Source organism: Pedobacter hiemivivus, assembly GCF_004331685.1.
Lineage (GTDB): Bacteria > Bacteroidota > Bacteroidia > Sphingobacteriales > Sphingobacteriaceae > Pedobacter > Pedobacter hiemivivus.
Map to the genome: position 1 here is coordinate 318,108 of NZ_SJSM01000004.1, position 15,128 is coordinate 333,235.

Annotated in this window: 8 protein-coding genes; all 8 read right to left on the minus strand. The window is 45.2% G+C overall.

Annotation, left to right across the window (positions count from 1 at the left end; translation table 11 throughout):
• Positions 1-207: 207 nt before the first annotated feature.
• The 8 genes from EZ444_RS09925 to EZ444_RS09960 all read right to left on the minus strand — a co-directional run bounded on the left by EZ444_RS09925 (position 208) and on the right by EZ444_RS09960 (position 15,127).
• Entirely contained in the window at positions 208-2,871 is a 2,664-nt protein-coding gene (locus EZ444_RS09925) for a PQQ-dependent sugar dehydrogenase (protein ID WP_131608574.1), read from the minus strand.
• A 5-nt stretch (positions 2,872-2,876) separates the two neighbouring features.
• Positions 2,877-3,761 carry a sugar phosphate isomerase/epimerase family protein gene (locus tag EZ444_RS09930; protein ID WP_131608575.1) on the minus strand — a complete coding sequence of 295 codons (885 nt, stop codon included), beginning with the start codon at positions 3,759-3,761 and terminating at the stop codon, positions 2,877-2,879.
• Positions 3,762-3,886: 125 nt separating this feature from the next.
• The gene (locus EZ444_RS09935) at positions 3,887-4,813 is read right to left on the minus strand and encodes an NPP1 family protein (RefSeq protein ID WP_131608576.1); all 927 of its coding nucleotides are present in this window, start codon (positions 4,811-4,813) and stop codon (positions 3,887-3,889) included.
• Positions 4,814-4,978: 165 nt separating this feature from the next.
• Positions 4,979-7,204 carry an alpha-galactosidase gene (locus EZ444_RS09940; protein ID WP_225874688.1) on the minus strand — a complete coding sequence of 742 codons (2,226 nt, stop codon included), beginning with the start codon at positions 7,202-7,204 and terminating at the stop codon, positions 4,979-4,981.
• 11 nt (positions 7,205-7,215) lie between these two features.
• Entirely contained in the window at positions 7,216-8,415 is a 1,200-nt protein-coding gene (locus tag EZ444_RS09945) for a DUF4998 domain-containing protein (RefSeq protein WP_165503578.1), read from the minus strand.
• A 28-nt stretch (positions 8,416-8,443) separates the two neighbouring features.
• The gene (locus tag EZ444_RS09950) at positions 8,444-9,667 is read right to left on the minus strand and encodes a DUF5000 domain-containing lipoprotein (protein WP_205945246.1); all 1,224 of its coding nucleotides are present in this window, start codon (positions 9,665-9,667) and stop codon (positions 8,444-8,446) included.
• A complete protein-coding gene (locus EZ444_RS09955; RefSeq protein WP_131608578.1) occupies positions 9,661-11,577 on the minus strand; it encodes a RagB/SusD family nutrient uptake outer membrane protein in 1,917 nt (638 codons plus the stop codon). The genes EZ444_RS09950 and EZ444_RS09955 overlap by 7 nt, the downstream gene beginning before the upstream one ends.
• Positions 11,578-11,587: 10 nt before the next feature.
• Complete coding sequence (locus EZ444_RS09960) at positions 11,588-15,127, minus strand: TonB-dependent receptor (RefSeq protein ID WP_225874689.1); 3,540 nt, start codon at positions 15,125-15,127, stop codon at positions 11,588-11,590.
• Between the last annotated feature and the right edge of the window lies 1 nt (position 15,128).

The following is a 15,128-nucleotide window of genomic DNA, read 5'->3' on the forward strand; positions in this document are numbered from 1 at the left end:
TCCTGTAATCAATGCAATTTCACCCAATTGCTCAAAGTTAAATTATATCAAATGTACCAATCATTTATCAGTGCTACTTTGTTTAAAATATCATATTTTCTTCGTCTAAATATCGAAGCGGGAATGCTATGATTTGTAGTGAGGTTTATAAAATGAAAAAGAGGAAGGGTCATGAGATCCTTCCTCTGCTCAGTGATGTGAGGCTAATTAGCGATTACTGAATGTAAATTCTTTTATTTTTAAACCCGGTTGCGTAAACACCAGGTAAAGGTTCTGTCTGCCAGCTGTGGGAATTAATGTCGTGGTTACGATATTTCCTTCAGCTAATGCAGCTGTTCCAATCAGTTTGCCATCAACTGCTCCAGTGCGAATTTCGATTTGCCCTGAAGCGCGCTCAGCACCTGGATTTATTGACAGACTTTTTAAACTGCTTAAATCTATATTCCGCAACAACAGGTAAGCTCCGGATTTATTTGAAGTCGCGATGCTGCGATCGTCATTGAACGTCAGTTCAGCAGACTGATCTGCATTGTTTACAGGTATGGTTGGGTTTTTCAGGATAAGTATATCTTCTCCTAACTGGGCAGGAGCAGAATTTGCGCCTCTGTCCCTATATGCTGCCCTGAAAATGAAACTTCCCTTATTCGTTGCATTTGCCGGAACTTTAGTCACATAAACTCCGGTTACAGGTAGACTTTTCTGACTGGCTTCTTTGTTGCTTAAGCTCAGGATGTATTTTACAATTGCACTGATTTCAGCAGTTGGCATTGTAGAATGTGGCGGCATCATGGCATCTCCCCAGACGCCGGAGCCTCCGTTAGCAATCTTTTTGACCAGGAAATTCTGGGCTGTGCTGCTTCCTTTGTATTTAAAGGCAACTTGGGTAAGTGACGGACCCAAAGATTTGGTGTTCAGTGCGTGACATGCATTGCAATCACTTTTCTTAATCAATCCCTTTGCCAGTTCGTGTTGAGCAGATGCGTCGAATGTATTTTGCTTCTGCGCGATAACGGTCATGTCATATCCTTCAGACAAGTAATTAATGGAAACTGACACGGCTGAGGGTAGAATCCGCTTATTGGTTAAGCTTCCATCTTCTTTATCTGTTACTGTCACGGCATAGCGAATTGTATTCCCGGGAAAATAAAAGCTCGAATTCCCCTGGGTAAAATTAAATTTCACTTTCGGAGCTTCATTCCCGGCACTGATTTCTACTGATTTACTATTTTTTGCTCCACTTGGATCGGTCACTGTCAGTGTTGCTTTGTATACACCAGGCGCAGTAAGTGCAATTTCAGGGTTTTCTTTAGTACTACTTTGTTTAAGTACCCCAGCGCGGGTGATCTTCCAATCGAATATTAAAGAGTCTCCGTCGGCATCTTTTGTGCCTGCTGAACTCAACTGAATTTTCATCGGCACTGCGCCGGCAGTCTTATTCGCCGAGACCTGTACAGATGGTTTACGATTCCCGCTGTTATATTCAATTTTTATCAATTCTGCTTCAGGGTTATCCCGAAAATAGCCGTTTCCGTATTCCAGCACGTATAGACTGCCATCAGGGCCGAATTTCATGTCTATCGGTCCTTTTAAAGTCAGGTTGGGCAGGAACCGCTCCATTGAAACGTAGTTTCCATCCTTGTCCAGAGTCACTGCCAAAATCCAGCCTCTAACCCAATCCGTGATCAGCCATTTCCCTTCGTAATAAGCTGGGAATATATGGTTTGCTCCTTTAAAATCACTTTGGTGAAATATAGGCCCGCCCACGGCACTTCTTCCGCCGCTGCCCATCTCCGGAAACTCGGAACTGGCGGCATAGGGATACCAAATCAGGGGATGAACGACTGCTGGAAGGACAGTCATGCCGGTATTGTTCGGAGAGTTATTGACAGGTTTCATGGGATCGTACCATGCGCCCGATTCTTTGGTTGCGAAATTATAATAACGATAGCCTTCTCTTCCGTTGAAATAGGGCCAGCCGTAATTCCCTGCCTGTTTAGCCAGGTTAAATTCATCATAGGATCTCGGTCCTCTCAGGTCCGAAGCGTTAGATCCGTCAGGACCTACTTCACCCCAATATAGCCAGTTTGTTTTACTGTCTACAGTTAATCTCCAGGGGTTTCTATTTCCCATGGTAAAGATTTCAGGGCGGGTTTTAGGGGTTCCTTTCGGAAACAGGTTTCCTTCAGGGATGGTATAAGTGCCATCTGGTTCAGGGTGTATCCGCAGGATTTTACCTCTGAGATCGTTGGTATTGCCAGATGACTTTTGTGCATCCCTGGCTCCTTCTCCGGGCCTTTCATCAATCGGTGTGAAACCGTCGGATGACCTGGAAAAGGTATTATCACCCGTGCTCAGCAACAGGTTCTTATCTTTATCGAATACCATTCCTCCACCAACATGGCAACATTCTTCACGCTGTACTACCACATCAAGCATCTTCTTTTCGGTTGCCATATTAAGCTTTCCTCCATTCCAGGTAAACCTGGAAAGCCGGTTGACTGAAGCATTTTTTGCGGAGTAAAAAACATATATCCAGTGATTTTTAACATAATCCGGGTGCAGGATCACGCCTTGTAAACCGTCCTCACCTTCTTCCCGCTGGCCGGTTTTGCTCACATATTCCCTGCTTACTGCAAATTCGGCGATGACATCCATCTTTTTCTTTACCGGGTCATATAATTTAAGTTTGCCTTTACGCTCAGCATACAGGACTTTACCGTCAGCCAGAATCTGGAACTGCATGGGTTCTTCGAGTTTCTGTTGCAAAACAACTTTTGTGAACCGGTTCTCATCGGGTCTTGAAAGGGGTTCCTGGGCCTCCACTATTCCGATACCGGTGAGTAGCGTAATCAATACTATTAGTCTCTTCATATTCCTTAATTCTTGCTGCTGATTATCTTGCGGAAATTGACCACGCTGGCGGCTACATCCTTACTGTTTTCTTTCCAATTGTATTCGTATTCTGCTGAAATTCCCCCTTTGAAGTTCTGGCGCTTTAATTCATCAATCACGCCTGGTATGTCAGAGACTCCTTCTCCCCAGTGAACGTCATGTCCGTCTCTTCCCTTTTCATGCAAATCTTTCATGTGCAGGTGAAAAACCCGGCCTTCTAAAGTTTTCAGGCAGGCTACCGGATCTAATCCCGATCTGACCCAGTGACCGATATCGGCACATGCGCCAATGCGTTTACTTTTTTCCTGCGAAGCTTTCAATACAATATCCGGGTTCCAGTATTGTGAAGGATTGGGATGATTGTGAATGGCCAGGTTGATCTGGTATTTGTCACATAAGTTAGAGATGAAGGGCAAAAATTTCTCATTGGGTTCCGACGTAATCGTTTGGATGCCCATAGCTTTTGCAAATTCGAATAATTTAGTCCAGTCTGCTTCTGAGTCTGCTCCGGTTACACCAAAAGCCATCAATTGGACGTTTTTTACTTTAAGTAATTCCAGAACAGCTTTTCTAGTGGACGCATCCATGTCAGGACCCATTCTACCAGGAATTCCGCCGCCTATTGTCTGGCCGGGATAGGCTTCAACGAATCTCAGATTACAGCTGTCGATCTTATCGACAGCCTCAGCAAAGGTATACTCTTTAAATGTATAGGCTTGTGATCCGAGTTTCCAGCCGAGTTTAGCCTCTGGATGGGTCGATTGTTTGGATCTGCTACCTTTTTGTGCCACCTGGCAGGCGGAAAGTACAGCCAGACCGAGGAACAGTAGACCCAGGCCGGCGATTTTTGTAAAGTGTAATTGTTTCATATGTTGTGTGTTAATGTACAAAATGCCTAAACGTTCGTATTGTATAATTCTATGTTCGAAGGACATAACCCATTACCCTGAACTTTTAGTAAGGCCGTATCATCATGATGATACGGCCTCGTTTGTTAAATGCCTCCGAGCTGCGTACCTGAAGGATAGTTACTTTGACTGCATCCATCCGTACCCGTTATGCCAGCACTTCCGTTGCATGAGGAAAAATACCAGTAATCCCGGTAGCGATACAGTGGTCCCTTACCAATGGTGCCGAAATTTCCGTTGAAGCTGAAGTAATTACTCTGGCAGGTCATTTCTGTTAGATTAGTATTCCATGTTTCCACGAAGTCGTTGGATCCACTTGGATTTCTGTAATCGCCATAGTAAGTACAGTCGTATCCGGGAAATGAGATTGAATTGGAATTGTGATAGGAGCCATGGGCTTTTTTGCCTACAAATACCTGCGGCCGTGTGCCTGCGGCTACATTTTGCCAGTTTCTGGTATACCAGCCTGAATGTTGAAAATAGGTGACTGTAACAATGCGATTGGTTTGGGTATTTACCTGTACAACGACATGTTCCCAGTCATAGTCATGCCCGCCCAGGTTCGCGAAGCAGGTAGTCTGGGTTTTATAAGTCCACCAATAGTCGATAAATATTCTGTTGGAGTTGTTTGGATGACGCTGCACTTCAAAATAGGTAGGAAAATTTTTACTCCTCGGGGCGTTTCTATTCGCCATGACTAAAGTGCCGTTGCATACGATACTGCCTGGATCTGTGCTTGCCCAAATGTCTTCAATACTGGTCGGATAGTCGGGTGCTGCCTGGTCAAATTTGAGTATAGGGGCGTAGTTCGAGGCCAGGTTATAAGCTGCTGAACCGGTAATCTTGTACCAGCTTTCCTGGCAATCTGTGCACATGGTCGCACGCTCCTGAACATCTGCCGTCTTTCTGACTTTTTCTTCTGTCAAGCCGTTTTCCAGTTCTTTCTCTTTGGTGCATTGGGTTAACACCAGGCATGCCATGGCGATCACGAAGTGAATTGGTTTTCTTTTCATTGGGTTTTATAATTGGTTAATAATTGCGAATGATAGAGAACTGAAGCCCATAGTGTGGTTAGTATGCTACATGGAAATAATCAGGTATAATCCCTCGTTGGGTGTGCAGAAGTATACATAGATATAATACGTATCTCCCACCCGGATTACATCAGGATTTATTCATCATTGTATTGCTGAGATTTGAAGAATGACACTGGTTCTGTTTAAATTCAGATCGGGATTAAATCCGATGTTCATCAGAAAATCACCACTGTAGCTTACCGGGGACAAAGTTGAGCTTTGCCCTGGATAGAGGTTGACTTCCTGAATCTGGTATTTTTTATTCACGTCCAGGCCTTTGAATTTGATGGGCAATGTGCTCACGGAGCCATAGCGATAGTTGACGAGGTAATTGAACATCACCGCATTATTTTTATCGGGGTCAACATACAGCATGGAGGCTACCCTACCTTCACGGGGATTAGCCAGTCGATACTGGTCTCCATGCCAGATGACAGGCTTAAGCTGGTTGTAGGTTTTTATGGCTTCCTGGCAAAACTTCAGGTCTTTTTCAGGTAGTTGACTGACGACAATGTCAAATCCCAATTTTCCCATCATGGCTACATCTGTTCGGAATTTGATCGGCTGCTTCCCCCAGTCTGTTACATGGTTTGAACTGGCCAGGGCGGGGTAGAAATAAGAATATTCCCATTGCATAAATATCCTTTCCAGTGGATCGGTATTATCACTTGGCCAGAACTCCGTGAAATACTGTAATGCGGCATAGTCAACACGTCCACCACCACCCGAGCATAGCATCATGGGTACTTTCGGATACTTAGCACGGATTCTTTCCAACACGTTATATAATCCGCGAACGTATTCGATGTAAAAATGAGACTGGTCTTTTAAGTGTGCGGAATATGCATTGTAGATGACCGCATTGCAGTCCCATTTGATGTAAGCCAGATCCGGATTTTTGGTAAACATACCGTCTACGATGCCGAAGACAAAATCCTGAACTTCGGGATTACTCAAGTCGAGGGCCAGTTGATTTCTGAAATAGAACTCCTCCCGCTTTGGCTGCTTCACGACCCATTCCGGATGCCGCTCATACAGTTCACTTTTCGGGTTGACCATTTCAGGTTCAATCCAGATCCCAAAACGTGTACCTGTATTGCCGGCTTCTTTTACCAAAGAGGCAATCCCATTTGGCAGTTTCGTTTTGTTTTCCTGCCAGTCACCCAAGCCTGCTCGGTCATCATTCCTGGGGTATTTGTTGCCAAACCAGCCATCATCCAGCAGGAAGAAATCCACTCCCAATTTTTTGGTATCTTTTAGCAGTTCTGCCAGTTTTGCTTCATTGAAATCAAAATAGGTGGCCTCCCAATTATTCAATAAGGTCAGTCGATTTCCTTTCCCATCTAGCAATTTATGGTTACGCGCCCAGTCATGCATTTTCCTGCTTGCCTCACCTCTTCCTTTATCAGAGAAGGTGAACAAGAAAGCTGGCGTTTTAAATACTTCTAAGGCTTTGAGCCGGTAAGCAGACGCATGATTGTTCATACCGGCGATCACCCTGAGGTTATCCTGGTAGTCGACTTCCAGGTCAATTTTGAAATTGCCACTCCACTCCATGGCGCCATAAATCACAGTTCCTTCATCCTCTGTAGCTGGCTTATCCAATGAAATCATAAATACCGATGGCTGAAATAAATTTGCTCTGGTCCCCAGTTTACTGTCCAGGGTCTTGATGCCATGGCTCAGCTTAGTCTCTTCAGGCTGCATCTCCTTGGCCCAGTCGCCATGGTATTGATTCAGCCAGAAACTCCCAGCTTTAAGGTAAAGGTTGGCTGAGGCGAATTTATTGAGCTGCACGGCACCCTTTTCCTGATGCCTGATTTCTGCCCAGGCCTCGATTACATCCTGTTTGTAAAAGGACCTGTAAAACAGTGTCACTTCAAAAGGATATACCGGATCTTTTAAACGGACTTGTAAAAGTGTTACGTTTTCGGCTATTTTCTTTTCAGTATAATCTACATATTTTAGTTCCAGAGAGTTGTTTCCATCCGCGTGTGTTACGCTTATAGCCGGCTCCAGGAGGTTACGAGAACCTGAGGGGGTGTAAGCAGAACTGGATAGTCCGGTGTAATCGCTGCCCTGACGATAAGCAGAAGCCAGCCCGGTGTATTCGCTCGTCGCCTTTAGCTTTTTTCCAAAGTGTATGATGTTAAGGTCATTATTGGCGTTGACCTGCAGCACCAATGCATTATTTGCTGTGACGATTGGGATGATGCGACTTTGCGCATACACCCCAGCACCAAAGAGTTGAGCGAACATAAATAGATTAAAAATGGTAAAGTTCCGTACGGACTTATTGTAATTGAGCATAGAATTGATTGTATTCATACAGCAAGGGATTAAAATCCGCTTGCTGTAGTTCTGAGTCTGATAGATTTAAATTGGAGGTAAACATATTGACCGGTACTTACGACCCATCCGATGGATACGGTTGTAGGAACTGTCAACTCGAATTTGACATCATGGGTTCCCGAAAGATTGTTTTTATTGCCATGAAATACCGCTAGTACATTCGTTGAGGTCCCGATATTTGGAAGGTTTGTGCCGCTGGCGACCATTTCCTCTACGGTGTAAACGTCCCCACCGTAGGAACCGGTTTCAAACGATACCGTGTAGTTGCCAGCAGGCAGCAGCACCGTTTGCCATACCTTTCCGTTGTTTACACCCTCTCCTCCCCAATCTTTAGTTTCAAAATGAATGACGCCGCCATTGTCTGTTGACCAGCCCCCACCCCTGCCATTATTTTGATTGGTCGCTGCTGAGTTAAACTGCCAGTCCCTGGGTGTTCCCCATTTGCCGGTCTCCGTGTCCCCCCTGAGTATAGCGGCTCCGGCATTTTTGAGATAAGCATTTGTCACATCTTCCGCTACACCGATTTCCTGAATAGCGGCATAAAAGGTATCCACAGCCATAGTGTCCGGCAAGAACACACTTTGTAATTTGAATTTTGTTGCGCTTTTGTAATTTGTCAGTTTCACGGTCGGGAGATCATTGGTGACCTTTAAGGTGTGTTCCTTGTTGTCGGTTCCTATATAGGTCAACTTGCTATATGGCGAATTATCAGAGCCACTGAAAAAGTCGACTGTAACTTCGGAACCTACTTTTTCAGCACGTTTGATCGGACGGTTCTGCACGGATTCCTGGTAGGATGTACCGTAAGAGGTTCCCGAGGCAAGCACGGTAACTGAGGAGTTACCAACTGCATCGTAGGTCTTAACTTCGAAGTTGTAGTTACCGGGAGCAAGCGGGATAGGTACATCCAGCTTATCTACACCAGGTCCACGTGTGATGTCGACAATTAAGGAATCCTGACGTAGGTTCCAGTAAATTTTGACCTTAGTGATCTTGGGATCGGAAATCAATAGACCGCGAAGTACCACCCTGTTGATGCCAGAATGGGCCACCAATGAGTCTACTCGACCCGTATACAGCAACTCTTTGCCGTCGGTGTATTTCAGGTAATCATCCATTTTGGAACATGATCCCAGCGCCAGCATTGCCAGGGGCAAAATGATGGCTAGATATTTTATATTTTTCATCTTTTCCATTGAAATTTTAGACTGCACATTATTTATCATTTCCCCAGAAGGTCATTTCGGAAATACACATATTGGTATTTCCAGACCAGTTTTGAAGACAGCGAATCCTGATGTATCTGACTTTTGGCATGTCCACAGGGATGTTGACTTCATCTCCAATACGGCCGGCAACACGGTCATCTTCTGTGAAGATACCGGTCGGCAGTCCGGAGGGTTTGACGTTGGTTACTGTAGCTAGTTTGGTCCAACCATCAAAAGAGCCATTTGTATTATACTGGCTTATTCCCCAGACCTCGTATCTTCTCAATGATACGTCGTTATACCAGTGCCGTTCGTCCTGGATGGTTTGTTGTGAGAATCTGCTTAACTGGGCTTGTACCCCCAAATCGAATGTGATATATTTTGGAACGCCAGTGCTCGCATTTCCTGTATGCAGTCCGGCACCCCTTTGGTCAGGAATTGCTTTTCCGTCCCATGCGAAGGGCATAGCGCCATCCCAGAAATTGCATACGGCGTCACCAGGGAGAAACATCTCCCGGAATTTCTTCTTATCCAACTGAACTTCATAGATTGGAGTGAGTTCCTTGCTCAACACTTCTGAACTGTTTCCCCATTTGTCCCGGACGAAGATGTTGAAGACGCGGGATTCAGAGGCATAACCCCTGAGTGAGAAGTTGGCACTGTCGCGGGCAGTATAAAAAGTTCTTGCTACGCGCATTTTACCGGTTGAATCCGGTGTGGACACCACAACTGCGAGCTCCGCTTTATTCAGGTTTTTGAAGCTGAAGGAGGCACCGCCGAAATCTGAAACTACAGCCAGCGATTTATAGGCGGTTAAATAAGGTGGTGCTTTGGGTGTTACCGACACGGTAGTTAATGCGGACCGGTTGCCACTTTTGTCAACCACATACATTTCCACATTATGTGCAGCCGAGTCTGCGAATCCTTCTACGACAATAAAGTTGCTGTAGTAGGAAGATTTAAATTCTACATTTTGACCTGACTGGTTCTTGTAACTGGCCTGAACGTATAATATATCCGGGTCTCCGGGCAAATTGTAGGTGATTTTTGCGGCTCCTGCCAAACTTTCCACTGTAGGATTAGATAGGGTGCCTGGCGCTGTACCATCTTTTTCAATGGGCTTGAGTTCTGTTTCCTTGCAGCTGCTAAATGCGCTGAGGACGATACCGGTGATGATTAAAATCTTTAATGTTTTCATCTGTTCTACGATTAATGAGCGGTATACTACCAACCTGGATTTTGTACCAGTTTGGGATTAACAATTAGGTCAAACTGTCTAAGCGGGAAAAGGTAGTCACGAGGGGCTACAAAACGCTGGGTGAAAAGTAGTTTAGGGCGGTAATAGCCTACGGCTGCTTCCTGTTCTATGCTCCAGCCGTGAATGCCCTGGTTAAGCACCCTGCCCGCTGTTTTCCACCTCCTAAGGTCCCAGAACCTGCTGTTTTCAAATACGAGCTCAATTCCTCTTTCTTGTTGGATGATTTCCCGAAGACCTTCTTTGGTCGTGTATTTTCCTGGCTTGTTTGAAAAATTCGTCCAGGATTCCTGAACCCCTTTAAGCCCTGCGCGAGACCTCACTTTATCCAGCCAACTGATGGCTTCCGCGCTGTTTCCTGATTCGTTAAGTGCTTCGGAAGTCAGGAGGTATAGGTCTGACAAACGCATTTCCGGCCATGGATAAGCCTCGTAGGTTGCATCTCTTTCGGTGATTACAAACTTCCAGTTGACAAGTTTTTTTGCCCACAACCCTGTAATAGAGACGTTGCTTTCCCCAATGCGTGATTGCGGCTGCCCTGTTTTAGCCTTAACCACCCAGGTGTTTTCATCTGAGGCGCTTCTGCTATTGTTCATATACCAAACTCCACCATCAAAACCCAAATCCGCGTAAAACCTTGGTTCCCTGTTGTATTGGATCGAAGCAGATTCATAACCTTCGATCAGGTTGAACCGTTCTTCGTGACTGGCGGTACGCATATCATATCTACCGGAGTAGTTGAAAGTTTTGTCCTCATTCATCGGTACACCCTTATCGGTATAGAATAGGTTAGCAATCTCTAAAGTGGGTGTCATCAGCTCTTTAGAGCCCCAGATGTTCAAGCTGTAGTTTGGGTCCAGTCTGGCCATAACATCCTTCTGGAGGTCTCCAACCTGTCTGCCGGATAATCCCCAGACCAATTCAGTGTTCCATTTCTCTGTTACGCTGTTTCGGATGCTTAGCTGGGTGACAGTGGTATCGCTTAATTTGGTGAATGTTGAGAACTGATATAAAGATATTCCGCCCTGGTCGCATGCGGTCAACGCCGCTTTACATGCTTCTGCGGCTTTGTCCCATTTGGTAGCATCAAAGGAGGCGTTGAATAAGGCTACTCCATCCTTGTCTCTAAAGTTCGCAAAATCAGTGTTACCATTGAACAGGGGGCTTGCGGCGGTAACCCATAATTTAGCCTTAAGCATCAGTGCTGCAGGTTTGGTTACTCTACCGAGTTCTGTGGAACGGTTAGTAATGATGTTGGGAAGATCTGCTGCTGCGATATCCAACAGGCCGGATATATATGCTACAGTTTCGTCGACTGTAGAACGCTTAACCTCCAGTTCCTGACCATCAGCGGTTACAGGGAAATTTTTGTCGGCTAATACAATTGGACCATACATCCGGAAGAGGTAAAAGTGATAGTAAGCTTTCAGGAAAGTCACCTCGGCCAGCCACCTCTTTCGCATGGTGGGTGTCAAGTCGAACACCTTATTCTCATCGGTGACATTTTCCAGGAAAATATTACAATCCCGAATGCCACGATATAGCGACTGTGCACCGTTTCGCCCACCCCAGAAGTTCATGTAGGGATCGTTGACATTTTGATTGCCACGACTGATCTCCCAGGCGGAATAGTTATTTACTCCACCGCGTTGGGGGAACCAGGTCCACAATTCGTCGGCACCTGTCAAACCGATATTTCCAAAGCCATTTTGATGCAAAGGAAGGTAAGAATAACAGGTAAACAAGTATTTTTCCGCTTCAAGACGGTTGGCAAATGCATTGTCTAATGTGGCCACATTGTCTGGTACAAGATCCAGGTAATCCTTGCAAGAGGACAAAGAGAACATGGTTAAGCACACTATAATAAAGGTTTTAAATTTCTTCATTGTTGTCGTATTAAAATTTTACTTGTACTCCAAAATTGAAAACTTTCTGAACCGGATAGCCCAGGCCATTTCCACCCATTTCTATATCCCACATTTTAAATCCGCTGAGCAGGAACAGGTTATTTCCGCTGGCATAAAATCTGGCGGAGGAAAGAAATAGCTTCTTGCTTACGCCCTTAGACAGGGAGTATCCCAGCTCCAGGGTTTTTAATCTTAGGAAAGCGCCATTCCGCATAAACCAGGTGCTGTACTGGCTAAGGTTATTTCCATTATACTTCGGGTCAAACCGTGGCCATAGCGCGTAGAGATTCCTGTTTTGCTCAGACCAGTGATCATCGGCATACGCCTTTAATAAGGGAATGTCATTTTGAAAGGGCGAGGTGTTACTTCCGTCCAGCCAGAAGGTTGACCTTGCCGAACCCTGAAAAAATGCGGAGAGGTCAAAGCCCTTGTAGCCAGTTGAAAAACCAAATCCATAAATGATCTCGGGAACCCGTGGAAAACCGATAGGGACCTTATCCAAGTCAGTGATTTGACCATCTCCGTTCATATCCCTGTATTTGATATCTCCCGGGCCGTACTCTCCGTAGGTTTGTCTAGGGGAATTGTTCACATCGTATTGATCAACGAAAAGTCGTTCAGCAAGCAAGCCAAATATTTGGTCTATCGGCTGCCCTACATGCAGGAGATATTTTTCATTGTATGCCGGCTCTTCATACTGAAGGTACTCACTGTGTGCGTAGGTAAAATTGCCACGCATTTGCAACCAGAGGGAATTGTTAAAGCTTTTATTGTAATCAAGAGACATGTCCAGGCCATTTGCTTTCGCACGGCCCACATTCGCTCTTGGATTTACGGCCAGGCCGACACTTGCAGGAATCGAGGCACGATCCATCAGGATATTCTCTCTTGTTTCTGAAAAATAATCTGCCTGGAACTCGAATCCACGCAGAAATCCGACCTCTATTCCTATGTTGGTCTTGTAGGCTTTTTCCCAGGAGATGTCCCTGTTCTCATAACGATTTATAGTAAATCCATTCTTAGTGTAGTCGTAATTTTCACCGAAGGTATACGCCTTTCCGCCATCGCTGGTATTCAGTTCCGACAGATAGAAGAAGCGGTCATTTGCATCGCCAATGGCGTCGTTACCTACTAAACCGTAGGTTCCTTTCAGTTTGAGTTTTTGTACGACTTCTTTGATTCCGGTCCAGAACTTCTCATTAGAAACTATCCATCCACCGCCGATTGCTGGGAAAAAACCGTAACGGTGACTACGGTCGAAGCGCTCGGATCCGTTGTAACCAAATGTCATCTCCAGAAGGTACCTGTTGTCGTAGCCATAAGTGAATCGTCCCGATAAGCCCTGATTGCGGTAAGGTAAAGATTTTTGTAAGGTCCCCTGATTTGCCAGTAATTGCTGTCTGCGTTGAAAAACGAGTAAGCCACTGAGGTCATGTTTGCCCGCAAACTGTCGGGTATACATCAAATTGGCCTGGAGGTACAGCGTCGTGCTGATCTCTTTACCACCCTCGTTATAATTCAGATATTCCGTTGGGTTATTAGCCTCATTCAGCAAGGACAGGGTATATTGATTGGTTTGAGGGGCGTAATAGCTGATGTTGTAAAAATAAGGGTTGTAAAAGCGATTGACATCAAAATAGGAATATCTTGAAGTATTGAACATCCCGCTCGCTGAAAAACCTGGTGTGACAAAATCAAGGTTTTGCTTCAACTCAAACTGGGCTTCCAGCAATGATTTCGAGGAGTCTTTGTATCCTTTAACCAAATCTGCATATGGATTGGAGTAGCTGGCTCCGGAACTGGCATCACCACGACTGGCGTTCCCGAAAAGTATGTGTTTAGTCGAGGGCATCATCGAGGCCGGATAGAACGCAGGGAATAAGACCTGGTTGGACCTCATAATTTTTTTATAAGTGGCCTCACCCCCGTCTACTGGTCCAGTGTAATCATCAAAACTGCCGGCTAGTCTGGCAATAATTTCTGTCGTTTTGGTCACGTTGATATTCACGTTACTACGCAGCTGATAGGATTTCAGGTTGATGTTGTTATTGAAGTTGGCAGTTTTATCTACTTTCAGGTTTCCGTTATCCTGGTTAATTGCTCCGGAGATGTAATACCTGGCAATCGCACCACCGCCGCTCACACTCAGGTTGTATCGCTGATTGGCGGTTACATCCTTGATGAGCATTTTACGCCAATCAGTAACTGGATAGAGCAGTGGGTTTTCACCAGAAATCGTTCCATCTATTTTCTCCAGACTATAGGCATAACCGGAAAGTGGATCCCGGGTCAGGTTCGCTTCATTGGCTGCTTTCATAAAGGTAACCGGATCCGCGAGTTCAATATCCTTGGTGTTTGAAGAGAATGAGTTTTCAACCCTGAATGAAATGACTGCACTGCCCTGTACGCCTTCTTTGGTGGTCACTTGTACCACGCCATTGGCACCCCTGGCACCATAAAGCGCTGTTGCCGTGGCATCCTTCAGGATGGAAAAAGCAGCGATATCGTCCACCTGTAGTCTGGCCAGCTCCTGCGCAGTGGTTTCCACACCGTTTATTAATATTAACGGATCTCTTTTATAGCCGAATGTAGTAACTCCCCTAATGAAAAAGTCCGCATTATCCCTTCCGGGCTCACCACTTCGCTGATAAGCAATGACACCGGAAAGACGTCCTGCCAATGCTGTGGTTAGATTGCTGGACGGTACTTTTAATTCTTTGGGGTTGATGGTCGTAATGGAACTCACCATACTGGATTTCTTTTGCGTTCCAAAAGCTACAACCGCTATCTCATCTAGGGCGTCAGAGTTTTCTTTCAGAACGATATCCAGGATTTTGGCGTCTCTTACAGTGATTTCCCGGGTGATGAAACCAACATAGGAAACTACAAGAATACTTTCAGGCCCCGGTACCACGATACTGAACTTACCATCGGGGTCGGTACTGGCTCCCCTTGAAGTTCCTTTTATTTTGATACTTACTCCTGGTAGTCCTTTTCCAAGCGTATCCCTCACACTTCCTGAAATAGTAATTTGTAAGTTAGCAGGTCTGTTGTCTATGTTGAGAGGGATCAATTTCTTCGCGGAATTTTTGATCTCCCTAATGATGACCGCTTTGTCTTCGATGGAATATTCCAGGTTTTGTCCTTTAAAACAGAGGTCGAGCACTTCTTCCAACTTTCTGTCCGTAACGTTGATATCGACAGGGGCTTTTTCGCTGATTTTCTTCGCGTCATAGAGAAAATCGTAGCCTGTCTGATTGTGAATTTCCCTGAAAAGTTTTCCAAGGCTTGCTTTTTTATGTGAGAGCGTAACCCGCTGGCCGTAGCCCGCCGCACTCACCTGAACCATAAAAAGCATTAACAGCAAAGTTGTTAGCCGCATAATACGTAGAATTTTTTGAACATGCCAATTAGGCGCACCGAGGTTCCTGGTGGAATTTTCATACATTTGTTTAGTCTGGTTAGAAGTTATAGAATGGTATTTATTTTCTTTTGCCGGATCATTAAGGCCAGTTGTGTTGTCGCACACT